Source organism: Burkholderia sp. AU30198, from assembly GCF_020419825.1.
In the GTDB taxonomy this organism is placed as follows: Bacteria; Pseudomonadota; Gammaproteobacteria; order Burkholderiales; family Burkholderiaceae; genus Burkholderia.
In genome coordinates this window covers 79,828-100,680 of sequence record NZ_JAIZSA010000022.1, presented here as the reverse complement: position 1 = coordinate 100,680, position 20,853 = coordinate 79,828, and the positions used below count along the sequence as shown (strand labels likewise).

At 67.5% G+C, this 20,853-nt stretch carries 19 protein-coding genes; 8 read left to right on the top strand and 11 right to left on the bottom strand.

Features of this window, described 5'->3' with window-relative positions; all coding sequences use genetic code 11:
- Positions 1-114: 114 nt before the first annotated feature.
- A complete protein-coding gene (locus LGN19_RS34175) occupies positions 115-1,536 on the top strand; it encodes an AmpG family muropeptide MFS transporter (protein WP_174963157.1) in 1,422 nt (473 codons plus the stop codon).
- Positions 1,526-2,590 carry a M48 family metallopeptidase gene (locus LGN19_RS34170; protein WP_226219679.1) on the top strand — a complete coding sequence of 355 codons (1,065 nt, stop codon included), beginning with the start codon at positions 1,526-1,528 and terminating at the stop codon, positions 2,588-2,590. Before LGN19_RS34175 ends, LGN19_RS34170 begins: the two co-directional genes overlap by 11 nt.
- Positions 2,591-2,654: 64 nt before the next feature.
- On the opposite strand, the gene LGN19_RS34165 is transcribed toward LGN19_RS34170, so the two are convergent.
- Complete coding sequence (locus tag LGN19_RS34165; protein WP_122946522.1) at positions 2,655-3,611, bottom strand: AraC family transcriptional regulator; 957 nt, start codon at positions 3,609-3,611, stop codon at positions 2,655-2,657.
- Between the two features lie 229 nt (positions 3,612-3,840).
- Between LGN19_RS34165 and LGN19_RS34160 the strand changes: the two genes are divergently transcribed.
- On the top strand, positions 3,841-4,893 hold the full coding sequence (locus LGN19_RS34160) for an NAD(P)-dependent alcohol dehydrogenase (RefSeq protein WP_205184504.1): 1,053 nt from the start codon (positions 3,841-3,843) through the stop codon (positions 4,891-4,893).
- A gap of 126 nt (positions 4,894-5,019) precedes the next feature.
- Here the strand turns inward: LGN19_RS34160 and LGN19_RS34155 are convergent, their stop codons facing one another.
- The 5 genes from LGN19_RS34155 to gatC all read right to left on the bottom strand — a co-directional run bounded on the left by LGN19_RS34155 (position 5,020) and on the right by gatC (position 10,129).
- Positions 5,020-5,793: an exodeoxyribonuclease III gene (locus LGN19_RS34155; protein ID WP_174963152.1), complete on the bottom strand. Its 774-nt coding sequence runs from the start codon at positions 5,791-5,793 to the stop codon at positions 5,020-5,022.
- A 41-nt stretch (positions 5,794-5,834) separates the two neighbouring features.
- Positions 5,835-6,674: a polyphosphate kinase 2 family protein gene (locus tag LGN19_RS34150; protein ID WP_122946525.1), complete on the bottom strand. Its 840-nt coding sequence runs from the start codon at positions 6,672-6,674 to the stop codon at positions 5,835-5,837.
- Between the two features lie 118 nt (positions 6,675-6,792).
- Positions 6,793-8,265, bottom strand: a complete 1,473-nt coding sequence (gatB, locus tag LGN19_RS34145; protein WP_122946526.1) for an Asp-tRNA(Asn)/Glu-tRNA(Gln) amidotransferase subunit GatB — start codon at positions 8,263-8,265, stop codon at positions 6,793-6,795.
- A gap of 4 nt (positions 8,266-8,269) precedes the next feature.
- The gene (gene gatA, locus LGN19_RS34140; protein WP_226219678.1) at positions 8,270-9,760 is read right to left on the bottom strand and encodes an Asp-tRNA(Asn)/Glu-tRNA(Gln) amidotransferase subunit GatA; all 1,491 of its coding nucleotides are present in this window, start codon (positions 9,758-9,760) and stop codon (positions 8,270-8,272) included.
- 69 nt (positions 9,761-9,829) lie between these two features.
- Positions 9,830-10,129, bottom strand: a complete 300-nt coding sequence (gene gatC / locus LGN19_RS34135; RefSeq protein WP_043184729.1) for an Asp-tRNA(Asn)/Glu-tRNA(Gln) amidotransferase subunit GatC — start codon at positions 10,127-10,129, stop codon at positions 9,830-9,832.
- A 367-nt stretch (positions 10,130-10,496) separates the two neighbouring features.
- On the opposite strand from gatC, the gene LGN19_RS34130 reads away from it, so the two are divergent.
- The 5 genes from LGN19_RS34130 to rodA all read left to right on the top strand — a co-directional run bounded on the left by LGN19_RS34130 (position 10,497) and on the right by rodA (position 16,790).
- Positions 10,497-11,540 carry a rod shape-determining protein gene (locus LGN19_RS34130; protein ID WP_004189550.1) on the top strand — a complete coding sequence of 348 codons (1,044 nt, stop codon included), beginning with the start codon at positions 10,497-10,499 and terminating at the stop codon, positions 11,538-11,540.
- Positions 11,541-11,665: 125 nt separating this feature from the next.
- A complete protein-coding gene (gene mreC / locus LGN19_RS34125) occupies positions 11,666-12,727 on the top strand; it encodes a rod shape-determining protein MreC (protein WP_122946528.1) in 1,062 nt (353 codons plus the stop codon).
- Positions 12,724-13,236, top strand: coding sequence for a rod shape-determining protein MreD (gene mreD, locus LGN19_RS34120; protein ID WP_009687274.1), 513 nt, complete (start codon positions 12,724-12,726; stop codon positions 13,234-13,236). The genes mreC and mreD overlap by 4 nt, the downstream gene beginning before the upstream one ends.
- Before the next feature lie 114 nt (positions 13,237-13,350).
- Complete coding sequence (gene mrdA / locus LGN19_RS34115) at positions 13,351-15,630, top strand: penicillin-binding protein 2 (RefSeq protein ID WP_122946529.1); 2,280 nt, start codon at positions 13,351-13,353, stop codon at positions 15,628-15,630.
- Between the two features lie 11 nt (positions 15,631-15,641).
- Positions 15,642-16,790, top strand: a complete 1,149-nt coding sequence (rodA, locus tag LGN19_RS34110; RefSeq protein WP_043184732.1) for a rod shape-determining protein RodA — start codon at positions 15,642-15,644, stop codon at positions 16,788-16,790.
- Positions 16,791-16,899: 109 nt separating this feature from the next.
- Here the strand turns inward: rodA and LGN19_RS34105 are convergent, their stop codons facing one another.
- From LGN19_RS34105 to queC, 5 genes are all read right to left on the bottom strand, one after another.
- Positions 16,900-17,676, bottom strand: coding sequence for a tetratricopeptide repeat protein (locus tag LGN19_RS34105; protein ID WP_174962953.1), 777 nt, complete (start codon positions 17,674-17,676; stop codon positions 16,900-16,902).
- Complete coding sequence (locus tag LGN19_RS34100; protein ID WP_226219677.1) at positions 17,673-18,458, bottom strand: HpcH/HpaI aldolase family protein; 786 nt, start codon at positions 18,456-18,458, stop codon at positions 17,673-17,675. The genes LGN19_RS34105 and LGN19_RS34100 overlap by 4 nt, the downstream gene beginning before the upstream one ends.
- A 305-nt stretch (positions 18,459-18,763) precedes the next feature.
- On the bottom strand, positions 18,764-19,216 hold the full coding sequence (gene queD, locus LGN19_RS34095; RefSeq protein ID WP_089451443.1) for a 6-carboxytetrahydropterin synthase QueD: 453 nt from the start codon (positions 19,214-19,216) through the stop codon (positions 18,764-18,766).
- 18 nt (positions 19,217-19,234) lie between these two features.
- Positions 19,235-19,867 carry a 7-carboxy-7-deazaguanine synthase gene (gene queE, locus LGN19_RS34090; protein ID WP_226219676.1) on the bottom strand — a complete coding sequence of 211 codons (633 nt, stop codon included), beginning with the start codon at positions 19,865-19,867 and terminating at the stop codon, positions 19,235-19,237.
- Positions 19,868-19,951: 84 nt separating this feature from the next.
- Positions 19,952-20,686, bottom strand: a complete 735-nt coding sequence (gene queC / locus LGN19_RS34085) for a 7-cyano-7-deazaguanine synthase QueC (RefSeq protein ID WP_226219675.1) — start codon at positions 20,684-20,686, stop codon at positions 19,952-19,954.
- Positions 20,687-20,853 lie beyond the last annotated feature (167 nt).

Genomic DNA, 20,853 nt, shown 5'->3' with positions numbered 1-20,853 from the left:
GGAGCCGTTGACGAACGCAGACGGCCTGCACGCCCGTGCGGCCGAGCCGCTGTGCTACCCGCGCCGCCGCCTGCGCTGCCGCCGCAATCAGTCAACGCTACCCAGTTTCTGTCCATGTCGAAAACGCCACACGAGGCGCCCGCACTCACCGCTCACGAGGATCACCCCGGCTGGCGAGCCTACCTGAACACGCACATGCTGATCTGCGTGTTCCTGGGCTTCACGTCGGGTCTGCCTCTCTTCACGCTCGTCTACCTCGTGCAGGCATGGCTGCGCTCCGAGGGCGTGAACCTGAAGGAAATCGGCCTGTTCGCGCTGATCCAGTTCCCGTACACGTGGAAGTTCCTGTGGGCGCCGCTGATGGACCGCTACGTCCCGCGCCTGCCCGGCTGGCGGCCGGGCCGCCGGCGCGGCTGGCTGCTGCTCACGCAGCTGCTCGTCGCGGGTGCGATCGCCGCGCTCGGCTTCGTGTCGCCGCGCGACTCGATCTGGACGGTCGCCGCGCTGACCACGCTCGTCGCGTTCTTCGGCGCAAGCGCCGACATCGTGATCGACGCGTACCGCCGCGAGCTGCTGCGCGACACCGAGCAGGGCCTCGGCAACGCGATACACGTGAACGCGTACAAGCTCGCCGCGCTGATCCCCGGCTCGCTGGCGCTGATCCTGTCCGACCACATGCCGTGGGACGCCGTGTTCGCGCTCACCGGCGCGTTCATGCTGCCGGGCATCCTGATGACGCTCGTCGTGCGCGAGCCCGAAGTGGTCGGCACGCCGCCGCGCAACCTGCGCGACGCGATCGTGCTGCCGTTCCGCGAATTCATCCAGCGCGACGGCTGGGCCGGCGCACTGCTCGTCATCGCGTTCATCTTCCTGTTCAAGATCGGCGACACGATGGCCACCACGCTGTCGACGTCGTTCTTCCTCGACATCGGTTTCTCGCGCACCGAGATCGGCATCGTCGCGAAAACCACCGCGCTCGTCGCGAGCGTCGCCGGCGGCATCATCGGCGGCGTCTGGCTCGTGAAGATCGGCATCGGCCGCGGGCTGTGGATCTTCGGCGCGCTGCAAATGGTGTCGACGCTCGGCTTCGCGTGGCTCGCGCAGCTTGGCCCCGGTTCGCCCGTGCTTGCGATGCTCTACGACTTCACCGTGTCGACGAGCCATGCGATCGCGTCGGTGCTGTCGGTGTTCGGCATTGCCGTCACGCCGCACTTCAGCCCGATGACCGTGGCGCTCGCGCTCGTCTACGGCGTCGAAACGTTCACCACCGGCCTGACGATGGCCGCGTTCGTCGCGTACATCGCGAGCACGACCGACCCGCGCTATACGGCCACGCAGTTCGCGCTGTTCACGAGCCTCGCGTCGGTGCCGCGCACGCTCGCATCGGCCGCGAGCGGCTTCATCGTCGCGAAGATCGGCTGGTTCGACTACTTCATCGTGTGTACCGCGCTCGCGATTCCCGGCATGCTGCTGCTGTTCAAGATCGCGCCGTGGAACGGTGCCGCACGCAACGGCGAGGCCAGCCGTGCGCAGTAACGGCCTGCACCGCTTCGCGCGCGTTGCGGCTTCGTTGAGCGTCGGTGCCGCGGCGCTTGCCGCGGGGTTCGCCCATGCGGCCGATACCGGCGCACCCGCCGCAACCGCCGCGGGCTCCGCGCCGGCCACTACGCAGGCTTCACCGCCTGCGACTGCGACCTCGACGCCCACCGCCGCCCAGCCGGCCGCCGCCGAACCCGCGCAGCCGACCGGCGCGGCCGCATCGGCGAAGGCTTATGCGCAGACGCCGCAGCAGGTCCGCTACGGCGACGCCATTGCCTTCCGCACGCTGATCCCGTCGCCGCTGCTCGAGCAGCTCACCGCAAACGAATACGCACAGATCGTGCAGGCAGCCGCCGACAGCAACCGCCTGCTGCCCGCGAACCAGCCGCGCGTGAAGCGCCTGCGTGCGATCGTCGCGAAGCTCGCACCGTATTCGGTGAAATGGAACGACCGCGTGAAAAGCTGGGCGTGGGACGTCAACGCGATCCGCTCGCGCGACATTCGCCTGACCTGCCTGCCGGGCGGCAAGGTGCTCGTGTACGGCGGCCTGCTCGACCGCGTCCGCCTGAACGACGACGAGCTCGGCGTGCTGCTCGCGCACGGCATCGCCCATGCGCTGCGCGAACACGCGCGCAGCAACTTCAGTGCGACCTCGCAAACGTCGCTGCGCGCGGCCACGCTGCCGCCGCTGTTCGGCGTCGGCGACCCGCTGCCGCAAGCATTGAACCTCGGCGAGCGCCTGCAGGCGCTCCACTACAACGCGACCGACGAGACCGAAGCCGACGTGATCGGCGGCGACATCGCCGCACGCGCGGGCTTCGATCCGCGCGCGGCGATCACGCTGTGGGACAAGCTCGCGGTCGCAACCCGCGGGAACAAGGCGACGGGCTACATCTACACGCATCCGTACAGCACGGCCCGCCGCCAGGATCTGCTGAACCGCCTGCCCGATCTCATGCCGCTGTACGCGAAAGCGGTGGGCAAGCACGTCGACACGCTGCCCGACTACGCAGGCATCAGCGCGCAACGCCGCAAGGTCGTGCGGCGCTGAACACGCGACAACGCTGCACACCCCTTTCACACGCGCGGCAATGCCGCTGCGCGTCGCCGTTCGCTCAGGTCGTCAGGTCGATCGCCCCCCGATTGCCGATGGGCCGGCTTACGCTTTCGCGCATCCAGCGCACCTCGTCACCCGGGCTGCGGCCGAACAGCCGCTTGAACTCGCGGCTGAACTGCGACGCGCTCGCATAGCCGACACGCGCGGCCGCCGTGCCGGCGCCGACTCCGTCCTGCACCATCATCAGCCGCGCCTGGTGCAGCCGCGCGGCCTTCACGTACTGCATCGGCGACGTCGCCGTCACGTGCTTGAACTGCGCATGGAACACCGCGAGGCTCATCCCGGCCTCGCGCGCGAGCGTCTCGACGTCGAGATCGGTTCTCAGGTCGGCATGGATGCGTCGCAACGCCTTCGCGATGCGGCCGAAGTGATGCTGCTGCACGAGCGCCGCGCGCATCGCGTCGCCCTGCTCGCCCGTCAGCACGCGATACGCGATCTCGCGCATGATCGCCGGGCCCAGCACGCGCGTGTCGTGGGGCGACGCGAGCGCTTCGAGCAGCCGCACGACCGCGTCGGCCAGCGGCGCGTCGAGGGGCGTCGAATACACGCCGACCGGTTCGCTGACAGCCGCGCCGAGCGTCTCGTCGAGCAGGATCGCGAGCTCGGCGATCACGGCGAGATCGACGCGGATCGAGATCGCGAGAAACGGCTCGTCCATGCTCGCGAAGGTCTCGCATTCGAACGGCAGCGGCACCGACAGCACGAGGTACTGCTGCGCGTCGTAGACGAACGAACGGTCGCCGAGATAGCCGAGCTTGCGCCCCTGGCACACGACGATGATGCTCGGTTCGTACAGCACGGGCATACGCGGCGCGGGACGGCTCACGCGGAAGAAGCGCACGCCGTCGAGCGTTGCAAGCGTGTCGCCCTCGTTCGGCGCGAGGCGCGTGTGCAGCTCGATCATGCGGCGCTGCACACGGTCGCCCGAGTCGGCGAAAAGGGGCTCGAAGCTCATCTGCGTAGTCCTGTCCGGCAAGAGAATCTGGCTCGCAATGTAGCACCTTGAACGTGTTTTGACGGCTGTTTGGATGCAGTTAGAGAGGAATAGGCAAATCTTCCAGACCTTCGTGTATTTCGCCGCGGCGCCGCGATCCTTACGATGACGTCCTGCCTCGCCGCATCGCCACATGGTGCGACGGCAGTCTGTTTTGCCGGTCATCCATCCCGGACAAGGAGCCCCCTGCATGAGCACTACCTATGCCTACGCGGCGACCGATGCGCGCTCGCCGCTCGCCCCGTTCGAATTCCAGCGTCGCGCGCTGCGCGACCTCGACGTCCAGATCGACGTCCTCTACTGCGGCGTCTGCCACTCGGACCTGCACCAGGCCCGCAACGAATGGCGCAACACGATCTACCCGGTCGTGCCGGGCCATGAAATCGTCGGCCGCGTGACCGCGACCGGCCCGCAGGTCTCGCGCTTCCAGGTCGGCCAGCTGGTCGGCGTCGGCTGCCTCGTCGATTCGTGCCGCACCTGCCCGAGCTGCGCCGACGGCCTCGAGCAGTATTGCGAGAACGGCTTCGTCGGCACCTACAACGGCCAGGATCGCGTGACGGGCGACATCACGTTCGGCGGCTATTCGACGCAGCTCGTCGTCGACGAGGCGTTCGTGCTGCGCGTACCCGAGACGCTCGATCCGGCCGGCGCCGCGCCGCTCCTGTGCGCGGGGATCACGACCTACTCGCCGCTGCGGCAGTGGAACGTCGGCCCTGGCAAGAAGGTCGGGATCGTCGGTCTCGGCGGCCTCGGTCACATGGGCGTGAAGCTGGCGCGCGCGATGGGTGCGCACGTCGTGCTGTTCACCACGTCGCCGTCGAAGGTCGAGGACGGCAAGCGGCTCGGCGCACACGAAGTCGTGATCTCGAAGGACGAAGCGCAGATGAACGCGCACCTGAACAGCTTCGACTTCATCCTGAACACGGTCGCCGCGCCGCACGACCTGAACCCGTTCCTGCACCTGCTCAAGCGCGACGGCACGATGACGCTGGTCGGCGCGCCGGAGCACGACCATCCGTCGCCGCAGGTGTTCAACCTGATCTTCAAGCGCCGCCGCCTCGCGGGTTCGCTGATCGGCGGGATCGCGGAAACGCAGGAGATGCTCGACTTCTGCGCGGAGCACGGGATCACGTCGGATATCGAAACGATTCCGATGCAGCAGATCAACGCGGCCTACGAGCGGATGCTGAAGAGCGACGTGAAGTACCGTTTCGTGATCGACATGGCGTCGATCAAGCAGTAAGCGCCGCCGGGCGGCATGCACGATCGCCGCCCCAAACGAAACGGGCCGCATGTTCGACATGCGGCCCGTTTCTGCATCCGGCGACCGGACGGTTCGACTGCTACGCGCACGGCGCAGCGCGGGAGGTCACTTCTTGTAGTCGTAGTCCACCGTCAGCGGCGCATGGTCGCTGAACTTGATGTCCTTGAAGATCGACGTGCTCTTCGCGGTGCCGGCCACGCCCGGCGTCGCGATCTGGTAATCGATCCGCCACCCGACGTTCTTCGCGTACGCCTGACCGCGGTTGCTCCACCACGTGTACTGCTCGGCGCGCGGGTCGAGCGTGCGGAACACGTCGACATAGCCGACATCGTCGAACAGCTTCGTGAGCCACTCGCGCTCTTCCGGCAGGCAGCCCGAGTTCTTCTGGTTGCTCTTCCAGTTCTTGATGTCGATTTCCTTGTGGACGATGTTCACGTCGCCGCACAGGATCACCTCGCGCTTCTTCTTCAGCTCGGCGAGGTGCGGCATGAACGCGTCCATGAAGCGGTACTTCGCCTGCTGGCGCTCTTCGCCGCTCGAGCCGGACGGCACGTACACCGACACGACCGACAGCTTGCCGTAGCGCGCTTCGACATAGCGCCCTTCGGCGTCGAATTCGCTGCTGCCGAAGCCGATGATCACGTCATCGGGCTCGCGGCGGCTGTACACGCCCGCACCGCTGTAGCCCTTCTTCTCGGCGTGGTGAAAGTAGCTCTTGAAGCCGTGCGGCTCGACGAATTCGCTGGGCAGGTCGTCGGCCGAGACCTTGATTTCCTGCACGCACACGCAATCGGCATTCTGTTCGCCGAGCCACTCGAAGAAGCCCTTCTTCGCGGCGGAGCGGATGCCGTTCAGGTTGGCGGTAATCACTCGCATCATGTCGGATTCCGTTCAGTTCGATGTTTTTTCAGGGGTGCAGCTTAGCGGATCTTCACGCCTTCGAGCTCGGGCTTCGGCGGCGGGAATTCCAGCTTCATGTCGGTCATCGCGCGCAGCAGCAGCTCGGCGATCATCACGTTGCGGTGCGTCTTCGAGTTCGCCGGGATCACGTACCACGGCGCATGCTCGGCGGACGTCGCCGCGAGCGCGTCGCGGTAGGCGGACTGGTACGCGTCCCAGTGCTTGCGCGCGTCGAGATCGGAGATGTCGAACTTCCAGTGCTTGGTCGGATCGTCGATGCGCGCCTGCAGCCGCTCGCGCTGCTCGTCCTTCGAGATGTGCAGGAAGCACTTGATGATCGTCGTGCCGTTCTCGACCAGCATCGTCTCGAAATCGCGGATCTGCCGGTAGCGGAGCTCGCATTCCTTCGCGTCGATCAGGTCGAGCACGCGCGGCACGAGCACGTCCTCATAGTGGCTGCGATTGAAGATCGCGAGCTCGCCCGCGGCCGGCACCTGCGCATGCACGCGCCACAGGAAGTCGTGCGCGGCCTCGATCGGGGTGGGCGCCTTGAACGGCACGACGCGCAGGCCGAGCGGATCGACCTCGCGGAACACCGCGCGCACGGTGCCGTCCTTGCCGCTGGTATCCATCCCCTGCAGCACCAGCAGCACGCGCTTCTTCTGCTGCGTGTGCAGGCGCTCCTGCTGCACGTCGAGCTCGGTCGACACGGCCGACAGCCGTACACGATCGTCGTCTTTCGAACCGGACGAGAACGGCTTCGCGGCCGGGTCGAACGCATCGAGCTTGAATGCTGCGGCTTCCTTCTCGCGCGTGCAGTACGGCACGCGGAAATCGTCGAGCGATGGTTGTTTCGCCATTCGTTCCTCCGTTGGACGCTGTGGTGCATACGATAACGCATCCACCAAACGCAACGGGCCGCCCCGAACTGGTTCGGAGCGGCCCGTCGTCAAGCGCGGTTCAGGCGCGCGGTCATGCTCAGCCGAGCTTCTTCTTCAGCAGTTCGTTGACCTGCTGCGGATTGGCCTTGCCCTTCGTCGCCTTCATCGCCTGGCCGATCAGCGCGTTGAACGCCTTTTCCTTGCCCGCGCGGAATTCCTCGACCGACTTCGCGTTCGCCGCGAGCACCTCGTCGATGATCGCTTCCAGCGCGCCGGTGTCGGAGATCTGCTTCAGCCCCTTCGCGTCGATGATGCGATCCGCCGCACCTTCGTCTTCGGCCTTCTCGTCCCAGATCGTCGCGAAGATTTCCTTCGCGATCTTGTTCGAGATCGTGCCGTCGGCGATGCGCTGCAGCACGAGCGCGAGCTGCGCGGCCGAGACCGGAATCGCGTCGATCTCGATGCCATCGCGATTCAGCTGCGACGACACATCGCCCATCAGCCAGTTCGCGGCGATCTTCGCGTTCGCCACGCCAGCCTTCGCGACCACGGCCTCAAAGTACGCGGCCATCGCCTTGCTCGACGTCAGCACGCCCGCGTCGTACGCGGACACGCCGTATTCGTCGCCGAAGCGCTGCTGCATCGCGACCGGCAGCTCGGGCATCCCGGACTGCACGCGCTCGATCCAGTCCTGGCCGATCACGAGCGGCATCAGGTCGGGGTCGGGGAAGTAACGGTAGTCATGCGCGTCTTCCTTGCTGCGCATCGAGCGCGTCTCGCGCTTGTCCGGATCGTAGAGGCGCGTTTCCTGCACGACTTCGCCGCCGTCCTCGATCAGTTCGATCTGGCGACGCACTTCGTAGTTGATCGCTTCCTCGAGGAACCGGAACGAGTTCAGGTTCTTGATTTCCGCGCGCGTGCCGAACTTCTCCTGGCCGACCGGACGCACCGACACGTTCGCGTCGCAGCGGAACGAGCCTTCCTGCATGTTGCCGTCGCAGATGCCGAGCCACACGACGAGCCCGTGCAGCGCCTTCGCGTAGGCGACGGCCTCGGCCGCGCTGCGCATTTCCGGCTCGGTGACGATTTCGAGCAGCGGCGTGCCCGCACGGTTCAGGTCGATCCCCGTCATCCCGGCGAAGTCTTCATGCAGCGACTTGCCCGCATCTTCCTCGAGGTGCGCGCGGGTCAGGTTGACGGTCTTCTCGTACGCTTCCTTGCCGGCCTTTTCATTGGCGGGCACCTGGATCGTGATCTGACCGCCCTGCACGACCGGAATCTCGTACTGGCTGATCTGATAGCCCTTCGGCAGATCGGGGTAGAAATAATTCTTGCGCGCGAAGATGCTGCGTGGCGCGATGGTCGAGCCGATCGCGAGGCCGAAGCGGATCGCGCGTTCGACCGCACCGCGGTTCAGCACCGGCAGCACGCCCGGCAGCGCCAGGTCGACCGGGCAGGCCTGCGTGTTCGGCTCGGCGCCGAACTGCGTCGACGCGCCGGAGAAAATCTTCGAGACGGTCGACAGTTGCGCGTGCGTCTCGAGACCGATGACGACTTCCCATTGAGTCATGTGCTTACACTCCCGCCGGAACTTGTTTGTGCCAGTCGGTCGCGCGCTGGAACGCGTCCGCGACCTGCAGCATCCGGGCTTCGTTGAAATAGTTGCCGATGATCTGCAGGCCGACCGGGCGCTTCGCGTTCGCGCCCGCGCCGAAACCGCACGGCACGCTCATGCCGGGCAGGCCGGCGAGGCTCACCGACAGCGTGTAGATGTCGGCCAGATACATCTGTACCGGATCGTCGCCCTTCGCGCCGAGATCCCATGCGACCGTCGGCGACGCCGGGCCCATGATCACGTCGCAGGACTCGAACGCTTCCTGGAAATCGTTCGCGATGATGCGGCGGATCTTCTGCGCCTGCAGGTAGTACGCGTCGTAGTAGCCGTGCGACAGCACGTAGGCGCCCACCAGAATCCGGCGCTTCACCTCGGGGCCGAAGCCTTCCGCGCGCGACTTCTTGTACATGTCGAGCAGGTCGCCGTACTGCGCGGCGCGATGGCCGAAGCGCACGCCGTCGAAACGCGACAGGTTCGACGAGGCTTCAGCCGGCGCGATCACGTAATACACGGGGATCGACAGTTCCGTCTTCGGCAGCGACACCGGCACGAGCGTCGCGCCGAGTGCTTCATACTGCTTCAGCGCCGCGTCGATCGTCGCGCGCACGTCGTCGGCGAGACCGTCGCCGAAATACTCGTTCGGCAAGCCGATGCGCAGGCCCGCGAGCGGCTTGCCCGCGTCGTTGCCGGCCACCCACGGCTGGCCGAGGTGGCGCGTGAAGTCTTCGTCGTCGTGTTCGAGGCTCGTCGAGTCGCGCTCGTCGAAGCCGGCCATCCCGTTCAGCAGCAGCGCGCAGTCGGACGCGCTCTGCGCCATCGGGCCGCCCTGGTCGAGCGACGACGCGAACGCGATCATCCCGTAGCGCGACACGCGGCCGTAGGTCGGCTTGATGCCCGTCACGCCCGCGAACGACGCGGGCTGGCGGATCGAGCCGCCGGTGTCGGTGCCGGTCGCGGCCGGCGCGAGGCGCGCGGCGACGGCGGCCGAGCTGCCGCCCGAGCTGCCGCCCGGCACCGCGTTCGTGTCCCACGGGTTCTTCACCGCGCCGAACGCCGAATTCTCGTTCGACGAGCCCATCGCGAACTCGTCCATGTTGGTCTTGCCGAGCGTGACCATGCCGGCCGCCTGCAGGCGGGCGACGACGGTCGCGTCGAACGGGCTCTCGTAGTTCGCGAGCATCTTCGAGCCGGCGGTCGAGCGCCAGCCGCGCGTGACGAACACGTCCTTGTGCGCGATCGGCAGGCCGGTGAGCGCGCCGCCCGCGCCGCGCGCGAGCTCCGCGTCGGCAGCTTTCGCCTGCGCGAGGGTCAGGTCGGCGTCGACGTGGACGAACGCGTTCAGGTCGCGCGCGGCATCGATCCGTTTCAGGTAGAGCTGCGCGAGCTCGACGGCCGAGCATTCCTTGGCGGCGAGCGCGGCGCGCAGTTCGGTCAGGCTTTTTGCGTGCATTGAGTGGTTTTCCTGGGAATTCTGGGTGGCGCGCGGCGCGAAGACGGCGGCGCGCTTGTCATCGAATGCTTACTCGATCACCTTCGGCACGAGATAGAGGCCGTCCTGGACGGCCGGCGCCGGACGCTGGTTGTCGTCGCGATTGACGACTTCCGTCACGGCGTCGTCGCGCAGGCGCTGCGCGACTGCCTGGATCTGTTCGATCGGGTGGGCGAGCGGCGCGATGCCGGCGGTGTCGACTGCTTGCATCTGCTCGACGAGGCCGAAGAATTCATTGAGCTGGCCGAGCATGTGCTCGGCGTCGGCGTCGGCCATTTCGAGTCGCGCCAGGTGCGCGATGCGTTTCACATCGGTCAGGGTCAGGGCCATGCGATCACCGGAAAAACAAGGCTGCGCAGCGCATCAAAAGCAGCACTGCGGCGGGGGGTTGGAGGGTGCGATCCCACCCTCAAAAATCGGGGCCGAAGCGGCAAAAATACCGCCCGTTTCGATTCAAATACCGTGAAATTATAAGGTATCATTACGCGTTCGACCCAAACCCGGCAGCCTTTTCCCGCACCGTTTCGCCCCGCTTCGGCAAGCCATGCGTGCATCGTGCGATCCCCGGTAGACATCACTCGCAGCTTCGTGCGCCGCGGCGGCCGCTTCCGCCACGCTTCCCGAGGCTGTTATTTTTTCCGCTGCCGCCCTCAGCGCTCGCTATGCAGGGCCGGCCCAGAGCGAAACAGGATTCTGAATGTTCGGTTTTTTGCGCAGCTACTTCTCCAACGATCTCGCGATCGACCTCGGCACCGCAAACACCCTGATCTACATGCGCGGCAAGGGCATCGTGCTCGATGAGCCGTCAGTCGTGTCGATCCGCCAGGAAGGCGGCCCCAACGGCAAGAAGACGATCCAGGCAGTCGGCAAGGAAGCCAAGCAGATGCTCGGCAAGGTGCCGGGCAACATCGAGGCGATCCGCCCGATGAAGGACGGCGTGATCGCCGACTTCACCGTCACCGAGCAGATGATCAAGCAGTTCATCAAGACGGCCCACGAGTCGCGCATGTTCTCGCCGTCGCCGCGCATCATCATCTGCGTGCCGTGCGGCTCGACCCAGGTCGAGCGCCGCGCGATCAAGGAAGCCGCGCACGGCGCCGGCGCATCGCAGGTCTACCTGATCGAAGAGCCGATGGCCGCTGCGATCGGTGCGGGCCTGCCGGTGTCGGAAGCCACCGGCTCGATGGTCGTCGACATCGGCGGCGGCACGACGGAAGTCGGCGTGATCTCGCTCGGCGGTATCGTGTACAAGGGTTCGGTGCGCGTCGGCGGCGACAAGTTCGACGAGGCGATCGTCAACTACATCCGCCGCAACTACGGGATGCTGATCGGCGAGCAGACCGCCGAGGCGATCAAGAAGGAAATCGGCTCCGCGTTCCCGGGCTCCGAAGTCAAGGAAATGGAAGTGAAGGGCCGCAACCTGTCGGAAGGCATCCCGCGCAGCTTCACGATCTCCAGCAACGAAATCCTCGAAGCGCTGACCGATCCGCTGAACCAGATCGTGTCGTCGGTGAAGATCGCGCTCGAACAGACCCCGCCGGAACTCGGTGCCGACATCGCCGAACGCGGGATGATGCTGACGGGCGGCGGCGCGCTGCTGCGCGACCTCGACCGCCTGCTCGCGGAAGAAACCGGCCTGCCGGTGCTCGTCGCGGAAGATCCGCTCACCTGCGTCGTACGCGGTTCGGGCATGGCGCTCGAACGCATGGACAAGCTGGGCAGCATCTTCTCGTACGAGTGATCGTCTAGGCAGTTTCTTGACATGACGCACCCGCGGCGTGGCCGGATCGCTCGTTCAGAACGAACCGCCGCGCCGTTTGCGCGTCTGAGCATCATTTAACCGATCACACGCGCCCGGCGCCGACCATGGAATACAGTCCGCCGCCCCTCTTCAAGCAAGGTCCGCCCGCGCTCGCGCGGCTCATCTTCTTCGTCGCCCTCGCCATCGCGCTCCTCGTATCGGACGCGCGCTTCAGCACGCTCGAAATCGTCCGCGGCGTGCTCGGCACCGTGCTCTATCCGCTGCAGCGCGCCGCGCTCGTGCCGCGCGACCTGTTCATGGGCGCGGCCGACATCGCCGTCACCGGCGCGTCGCTGCGCCACGAGAACGACGATCTCCGCAAGCGCAACCTGCAACTGTCCACGCAGGCCAACCAGGCCGCCGTGCTCGCGCAGGAAAACATGCACCTGCGCGCGGTACTCGAGCTTCGCCAGCACATCGCGACGCAATCGACACCGGTCGAGATCCAGTACGACACCAGCGATCCGTTCACGCAGAAGATCGTGGTCGGGCACGGTTCGCAGCAGGGCATCCAGGGCGGTTCGCCCGTCGTCAGCGAAGACGGCGTGGTCGGCCAGGTCACGCGCGTGTTCCCGCTGCAGTCGGAAGTCACGCTGATCACCGACCGCGATCTCGCGATTCCCGTGCAGGTGCTGCGCACCGGCCTGCGCAGCGTGATCTACGGCACGCCGAAGGGCGATTCGCTCGACCTGCGCTTCGTGCCGACGAGCGCGGATCTCGTCGTCGGCGACGAGCTCGTCACGAGCGGCCTCGACGGCGTCTATCCGCCCGGCCTGCCGGTCGCGAAGGTCGCGCGCGTCGACAAGCTCGCCGATACGGCGTTCGCGCGCGTGACCTGCGCCCCGCTCGCCGCCGTGCGCGGGGCGCGCCAGATGCTCGTGCTGCATTACCAGAACGACATCCCGCCGCGCCCGGCCGAGCCCGATCCGGCCGCCGACAAGAACGCGAAGGGCAAGAAGGGCGCGAAAGCCGCCGCGAAGGGCGAGAAGGCCGACAAGGCTGACGCGAATGCGAAGCCGGCCGCCGCGGCCCAGCCTGGCGCGAAGCCTGCGGCACCGGCCGCTCCGGCCAAGCCCGCCGCCGCGCCCGCGAAGCCCGCGGCCGGGCAACCAGGAGCCCAGCGATGAATCGCCCGCAATACATCCTGCAGCCGGTCAATCCGTACTTCATCGTCTTCAGCCTCGCCGCCGCGTTCCTGCTGAACCTGATGCCGTGGGGCCGCCTGCCCGGCGTGCCCGACTTCGTCGCGCTCGTGCTGCTGTTCTGGAACATCCACCAGCCGCGCAAGGTCGGGATGGGCGTCGCGTTCGCGCTCGGCATCCTGATGGACGTGCATGACGCGGGGCTGCTCGGCGAGCATGCGCTTGCCTATACGCTGCTGTCGTACGGCGCGATCACGATCCACCGCCGCGTGCTGTGGATGCCGATCGGCGTGCAGGTGCTGTACGTCACGCCGCTGCTGGTCGTCGCGCAGCTCGTCCCGTTCGTGATCCGCCTCGTGATGGGCGCCGCGTTCCCCGGCTGGCGCTACCTGGTCGACGGCTTCGTCGAAGCCGCGCTGTGGCCGATCGCGAGCCACCTGCTGCTGATGCCGCAACGCCGCCCGGTCGATCCGGACGATACGCGCCCCATCTGAGCCAGGGGCCCGCCTTGAATACCCGCCGCCCCCACGCCCGCCGCGCGCCGCGCTCCGGGGCGGCACCTCGCCCGCACCGGCACGCCGTGCGCGGGCCAGATCGCTCCTAATCGCATGACCGAATTCAACGACACTCAACAGCAGCTCTCGAAGTTCCGCCTGCGCGTCGCGGCGGCGGGCGTGTTCGTGTTCGTCTGCTTCGGGCTGCTCGCGAGCCGCTTCTTCTACCTGCAGCTGATGCAGCACGGCAAATACGCGCTGCAGGCCGAGGAAAACCGCATCTCGGTCGCGCCGATCGTGCCGAACCGCGGGATCATCACCGACCGTAACGGCGTGATCCTCGCGAAGAACTATTCGGCGTACACGCTCGAGATCACGCCATCGAAGCTCGACGACACGCTCGACAACACGATCGACAAACTGTCCGAGATCATCCCGATCGACGCGCGCGACCGCCGCCGCTTCAAGAAGCTGCAGGAAGACTCGAAGAACTTCGAGAGCCTGCCGATCCGCACCCGGCTCACCGACGCCGAAGTCGCGCGCTTCACCGCGCAGCGCTTCCGCTTCCCCGGCGTCGACGTGCGCGCGCGGCTGTTCCGCCAATATCCGCTCGGCACGACGGCCGCGCACGTGATCGGCTACATCGGCCGGATCTCGAAGCGCGACCAGGATCGCATCGACGCGATGAGCGACGACAACGACAGCGACCAGGAAAACTACGATCCGCGCCGCGACGCGAACAACTACAAGGGCACCGACTACATCGGCAAGATCGGCGTCGAGCAGAGCTACGAGACCGAGCTGCACGGGCTGACGGGCTTCGAGGAAGTCGAGGTGACGGCCGGCGGCCGGCCGGTGCGCACGCTGTCGCGCACGCAGGCGACGCCCGGCAACAACCTCGTGCTGTCGCTCGACATCGGGCTGCAGCAGGTCGCCGAGCAGGCGTTCGCCGGCAAGCGCGGCGCGCTCGTCGCGATCGAGCCGAAGACGGGCGACGTGCTCGCGTTCGTGTCGTCGCCGAGCTTCGACCCGAACTCGTTCGTCGACGGCATCGACCAGCAGACCTGGGACGAGCTGAACAACTCGACCGACAAGCCGCTCTTGAACCGCCCGCTGCACGGCACCTACCCGCCCGGCTCGACGTACAAGCCATTCATGGCGCTCGCCGGCCTGACGCTCGGCAAGCGCACGCCGGGCTGGGGCTTCCAGGATCCCGGCTACTTCACGTTCGGCGGCCACACGTTCCGCAACGACGTGCGCTCGGGCCAGGGCTGGGTCGACATGAACAAGGCGATCATGGTGTCGAACGACACCTACTTCTACATGCTCGCGCGCGACCTCGGCGTGAACTCGATCGCGAACTTCATGAAGCCGTTCGGCTTCGGCCAGATCACCGGGATCGACATCCAGGGCGAGGCGCGCGGGATCCTGCCGTCGACCGACTGGAAGAAGAAGGCGTTCAAGAAGGCCGCGCAGCAGAAATGGTTCGACGGCGAGACGATCAGCCTCGGGATCGGCCAGGGCTACAACTCGTTCACGATCCTGCAGCTCGCCCACGCGACCGCGACGCTCGCGAACAACGGCGTCGTGATGAAACCCCACCTCGTGAAGGAAGTCGAGGATCCGATCACGCGCGGGCGCCACCTGACCGTGCCGAAGGAAAGCGAAGTGATCCCGCTCAAGCAGGCCGACATCGACGTCGTGAAGCGCGGGATGGAGAACGTGATCGAGAATCCGTCCGGCACCGCGTACAAGGTGTTCCGCGGCGCGCCGTACCTCGCCGCCGGCAAGACCGGTACCGCGCAGGTGTTCTCGCTGCAAGGCTCCAACTACAAGGGCCACCTGCTCGCCGAGCACCTGCGGGACCACGCGCTGTTCATCGCATACGCGCCGGTCGACCATCCGCAGATCGCCGTCGCGCTGGTCGTCGAGAACGGCGGCTGGGGCGCGCAGGCTGCCGGCCCGATCGCGCGCCGCGTGCTCGACTTCTATCTCATCGACCGCCAGAACGCGCAGAACGAGGCGGCGGCCGTGGCTGCCGCGGCATCGGCGACCGAACCCGTCAACGCACCGGTGATCGGCGACGCGAACAAGCCTGCTGCCGTCGCGGCCGGCTTCACCGCGCTGCCGCAGCCGGTCGTACCGACCGCGGCCAGCGCGGCGGAAGCGGCATCGGCCGCAGCGGCCTCCGAAGCGTCGGCTGCCGCCGCCGCGAGCGCCGCCCTGCCCGCCAACGCCGCGGCGCCGAGGGCCGCGAGCCTGCCGCCGATCCGGCGCCCGCACCGGCCGCGCCGGCCCGCCAGCGATGCGCAGCCGCTCGTCGCCACGCCGCGCGACGACAACCACCGTGCGACGGCCCCCGCGAAGGCGGCGGACGCCGGCACCGCTCATTAACGGAGAAAGGCATGCAATTCGACAAGCGCGCCTGGCTCGACAAGATCAAGCAGATGTTCGCGGGCTTCGACCGCCCGCTCGCCCTCATCGTGTTCCTGCTGCTGTGCGTCGGCATCGTCACGCTGTACAGCGCGGCGATCGACATGCCGGGCCGGGTCGAGGATCAGTTGCGCAACATCCTGCTGACGTTCGTGCTGATGTGGGTGATCGCGAACATCCCGCCCACCACGCTGATGCGCTTCGCGGTCCCGCTCTACACGTTCGGGGTCGCGCTACTGGTCGCGGTCGCGCTGTTCGGGATGACCAAGAAGGGCGCAAAGCGCTGGCTGAACGTCGGCGTCGTGATCCAGCCGTCGGAAATCCTCAAGATCGCGACACCGCTGATGCTCGCGTGGTACTACCAGCGCCGCGAAGGCGGCGTGCGCTGGTACGACTTCGTCGCCGCGTTCGGGATCCTGCTGGTGCCGGTCGGGCTGATCGCGAAGCAGCCCGACCTCGGCACGGGTCTGCTCGTGTTCGCGGCCGGCTTCTTCGTGATCTACCTCGCCGGCCTGTCGTTCAAGCTGATCGTGCCCGTGCTCGTCGCAGGCGTGATCGCGGTCGGCTCGATCGCCGTGTTCGAAGAACGCATCTGCCAGCCCGAAGTGCAGTGGCCGCTGATGCACGACTACCAGAAGCACCGCGTGTGTACGCTGCTCGACCCGACCTCCGACCCGCTCGGCAAGGGCTTCCACACGATCCAGGCCGTGATCGCGATCGGCTCGGGCGGCGTGCTCGGCAAGGGCTACCTGAAGGGCACGCAGGCGCACCTCGAATTCATTCCGGAAAAGCACACCGACTTCATCTTCGCGGTGTTCTCCGAGGAATGGGGGCTCGTCGGCGGGCTCGTGCTGCTGACGCTGTACATGGCGCTGATCGCACGCGGGCTCTATATCGCCGCGCAGGGCGCGACGCTGTTCGGCCGCCTGCTCGCGGGCTCGCTCACGCTCGCGTTCTTCGTCTATGCGTTCGTCAACATCGGGATGGTGAGCGGCGTGCTGCCGGTCGTCGGCGTGCCGCTGCCGTTCATGAGTTATGGCGGCACCGCGCTCACGACGCTCGGCATCGCGATCGGGATGATCATGAGCGTCGGGCGGCAGCGGCGGCTGATGAAGAGCTGACCGCGCGGCACGCATCACACCAAGAAAAACGGCGCCTCGGCGCCGTTTTTTTCGACCGCGTGTGCCGAACGCGGCCGCGCAGCGTAGCGCAGCGTAGCGCAGCGCCCGCTCACGGCGGCGGCGCGTGCGCCCCTCCCGGCTCCGCGCCGGCACCCGATGCCGGCCCCTGCGCCTTCAGCCGCGCGCTCAGCTCCTTGAATTTCAGCCCGGCCGTCTCGTCGCCCTGTGCGGCGGCCGCCGCGTAATACGCCCGCGCGATGTTCAGGTTCTGCGCGACGCCGTCGCCGCCGCGCTCGTAGAACGACGCGGTCACGTACTGCGCGGTCGGCTCGCCCGCATCGGCGGCCTGCTTGTACCACGCGAACGCCTGCCGGTTGTCGCGCGGCGTGCCGCGCCCGTCGAGGAACTGGTTCGCGAGCGACAGCTCGGCCTGCACATGCCCCTGCTTCGCCGCCCGCAGGAACCAGCGATGCGCTTCGGCCGGATTGCGCGCGACGAACTCGCCGTCGTCGAGCATCCGGCCATACACGTACTGCGCATGCGACATGTTCGCGTCGGCCGCGCGCTTCAGCCAGCGCAGCCCTTCGTCGACGTTCGCCGTCACGCCTTCGCCCGTCAGCAGCATCATCGCGTAGTTGAATTGCGCGAGACGGTCGCCGCGCTCGGCCGCGTCGTGGAACTGCACCAGCGCCGCGCGATAGTCGCCGGCGTTGTAGTCGGCGACCGCCGATTGCGTCTCGCGCGACGGATCGGGCTTCGCTTGCGGTGCGCCCTGCGCAGCGGCCGCGATACACACGGCCCACAGGCCGAGCATCGCGCCGACCTGCCCGCGCACCCCGATCGCGCCCCGTGCGCGCCCACGGCACGCGCCATCGCCACCGTTCATGACCGTACCTCCTGCAGCGCCTGCCGCGTTGCGCGCAACAGCCAGCTTACGTCGGCCGACAGCGTGATCATCCGATAGCCGGCCTCGCGATACTGGCGCGCGGCCGCCGTATCGCCCGCGAAGATGCCGACTGCGACGCCGGCCTGCCGGCCGGCCGCGAGCACGCGCGCCATCGCGGTTTCGACGTCCGGGTGGCGGATGTCGCCGAGGTGCCCGAGGCTCGCCGCGAGATCGGCCGGGCCGACGAACAGGCAGTCGACGCCGGGCAGCGCCGCAATCCGCTCGACTTCGTCGACCCCGCGCGCCGATTCGATCTGCACGATCACCGCGACCTGCGCATTGGCCGTCTGCACGTAGTCGCGGCGCATGCCGAACGCCGCCGCACGCACCATGCCCGCGACGCCGCGCAGCCCGTCCCGCGAATCGGGCGACGGATAGCGCGTGAGCCGCACCGCGTGCGCGGCGTCGTCGGGGGTCTCGATGCACGGAAACATCAGCGTGCGCGCGCCCGCATCGAGCGCGCGCTTCACGAGCCACGGTTCGCGCGCCGGCACGCGCACGACGGGCTCGCTCGGCAGATGGGCGGCGGCGATCGCGCGCAACTGCGATGCCACATCGCGGCTGTCGTTCGGCGCGTGCTCCATGTCGATGCAGAGCCAGTCGTAGCCGGCATGCGCGAGCGCTTCCGCAGCCGAGTCGCTGCCGAGCGACAGCCACAGGCCGTACAGCGGCTCGTCGCCGTCGCGCAGGCGTTGTTTGAGGGAATTGGTGAGCGTGCTCATCGATACGGCCTCCTGGACGGAACGGCAATCGAACGGGACAAGCAACGGGCAAAGCGGAGCGCGACACGCCGGGCAGCGAAGCACGGCGGCGCCAGGACCGGGCCCTGGAACGTCAGTCGGCCGTGGACGGCCGATCTGACAGCGCCGGCCGCGCGATGGCGCACGGCTGCGTTTTTCGGCGCCACGCAACGATCATAGCGCGGCGTTACGCGGAATGTGGAAACGGACGGGGAGCGAGACGGGGAAGCCGCGGGATGCGGCGCCGGCAGCCCGCGCCGGCTGGCGGGGCTGCCGGGAAGGCGGGATCAGCGGCCGGGCTGGCGCTCGACGTCGGCCCAGCAGTTCGGCGTTTCGTACAGGCGCACGCGCTCGAGCCGCAGGTTCACGCCGTAGTGCGCGTCGTACACGCTTGCGAGGATGTCGAACGCGATCGCCGCAAGGTTCTCGACGGTCGGGATCCGGTCGATCACGACCGTCTTGTGGTCGGCCATCTGCTCGAGGAACGAGCGCACGACGTCGTCGCGCGCATAGACCAGGAACGCATGGTCCCACTTGCCGACCAGGTGCTCCATCGCGAGCGCCTTCACGTCGGCGAAATCCATCACCATGCCGCGGTCGGGCGCCCCCTCGGTATCGACGAGATCGCCGCGCAGCGTGACTTCGAGCACGTAGCGATGACCATGCAGGTTCCGGCACTGGCTGCGGTGGTCGGGAATGCGGTGGCCCGCGTCGAATTCGAGTTTTCGGGTAATCAGCACGATGTCAAAAGCCGTGGCTCAGGGAATGTTCAGATATTTGTGGGTCTGCATCGACAGCCGCCACTGCGGATGACGCTTGCACCAGTCGATCGCGAGCTTCGTGTTGAGGTCGCGCGACGGGCCGTCCATCGGCTGGACGAGGAAATACTCGAAGTCGAGCTTCGCATAGTCGGCCAGCCGCTGGTTGTCCTGCGGGATCACGACCTTCAGTTCGTTGCCCTTCGTGACGACGAGCGGCGCGTCGGCCTTCGGGCTCACGCAGATCCAGTCGATCGATTCGAGCACCGGCAGCGAGCCGTTGGTCTCGATCGCGATCTCGAAGCCGGCCGCGTGCAGCGCGTCGACGAGCGGCTGGTCGAGCTGCAGCATCGGCTCGCCGCCCGTGCAGACGACGAAGCGATGCGCCTCGCCCTCCGGCCACAGGCCGGCGATCGTCGCGACGAGCGCGTCGGCGTCCTTGAACTTGCCGCCGTTCTCACCGTCGGTGCCGACGAAGTCGGTATCGCAGAAGCGGCACACGGCCTCCGCACGATCCTCTTCGCGGCCCGACCACAGATTGCAGCCGGCGAACCGGCAGAACACGGCCGGCCGGCCGGCGTTCGCGCCCTCGCCCTGCAACGTGTAGAAAACTTCCTTGACCGCGTAAGTCATCGTGCTTCGTCCGGCTCGCGCCGCTCGCTGTCGATCAAAATCCGGATCGGAATCCGTTGTTCATTCACCGTGCCGCGGCGCGCTTCACAGCGGCGCTTCGGTCACGCGTTCGCCCTTCAGGTAGGCCTCATAGCCGCGCTTGCGCAGCTTGCAGGCCGGGCATTCGCCGCAGCCGAAGCCCCACTCGTGCAGCTCCGCGCGCTCGCCCACGTAGCACGTGTGCGTCTGGACGCGGATCAGTTCGACGAGCGCGTCGCCGCCGAGCTGTTCGGCGAGCTGCCAGGTCTGCGCCTTGTCGAGCCACATCAGCGGCGTCTCGAGCACGACGCGCGTGTCCATCCCGAGGTTCAGCGCGACCTGCAGCGCCTTCATCGTGTCGTCGCGGCAATCGGGATAGCCCGAGAAATCGGTCTCGCACATCCCGCCCACCAGCACGCGCAGCCCGCGGCGATAGGCGATCGCCGCGGCGATCGTCATGAACATCAGGTTGCGGCCCGGCACGAACGTGTTCGGCAGGCCGTTCGCCGCCGTCTCGATCTCGATCGTGCGCGTCATCGCGGTATCGCTGATCGCGCCGAGCACCGACAGGTCGATCATGTGATCGTCGCCGAGCCGCTCCGACCAGGCGGGAAAATCACGCTTCAGCGCTTCGCGCACGCCTTCGCGACATTCGAGCTCGACGCGGTGGCGCTGGCCGTAATCGAAGCCGAGCGTCTCGACCGTCTGGTAGCGTTCGAGGGCCCATGCCACGCACGTGGCCGAGTCCTGCCCGCCGGAAAACAACACGAGCGCGCCGTCTTTAGCGTCTGTCCGAATCACCGTGATACTCCGTGAATGTGTAGGCTCGCGTCGCGCTGCGCCCCGGGGCCGGCTGCCGCCGGGCGGCCCGACGCGTGCCGGCCTGGGCCGGCTCGACCAGTATAGGCAGCGCAATCGGCCGCGAACGCGGCGGAGCGCTTATACCGCCCATCGCGCGGCATCGTTGC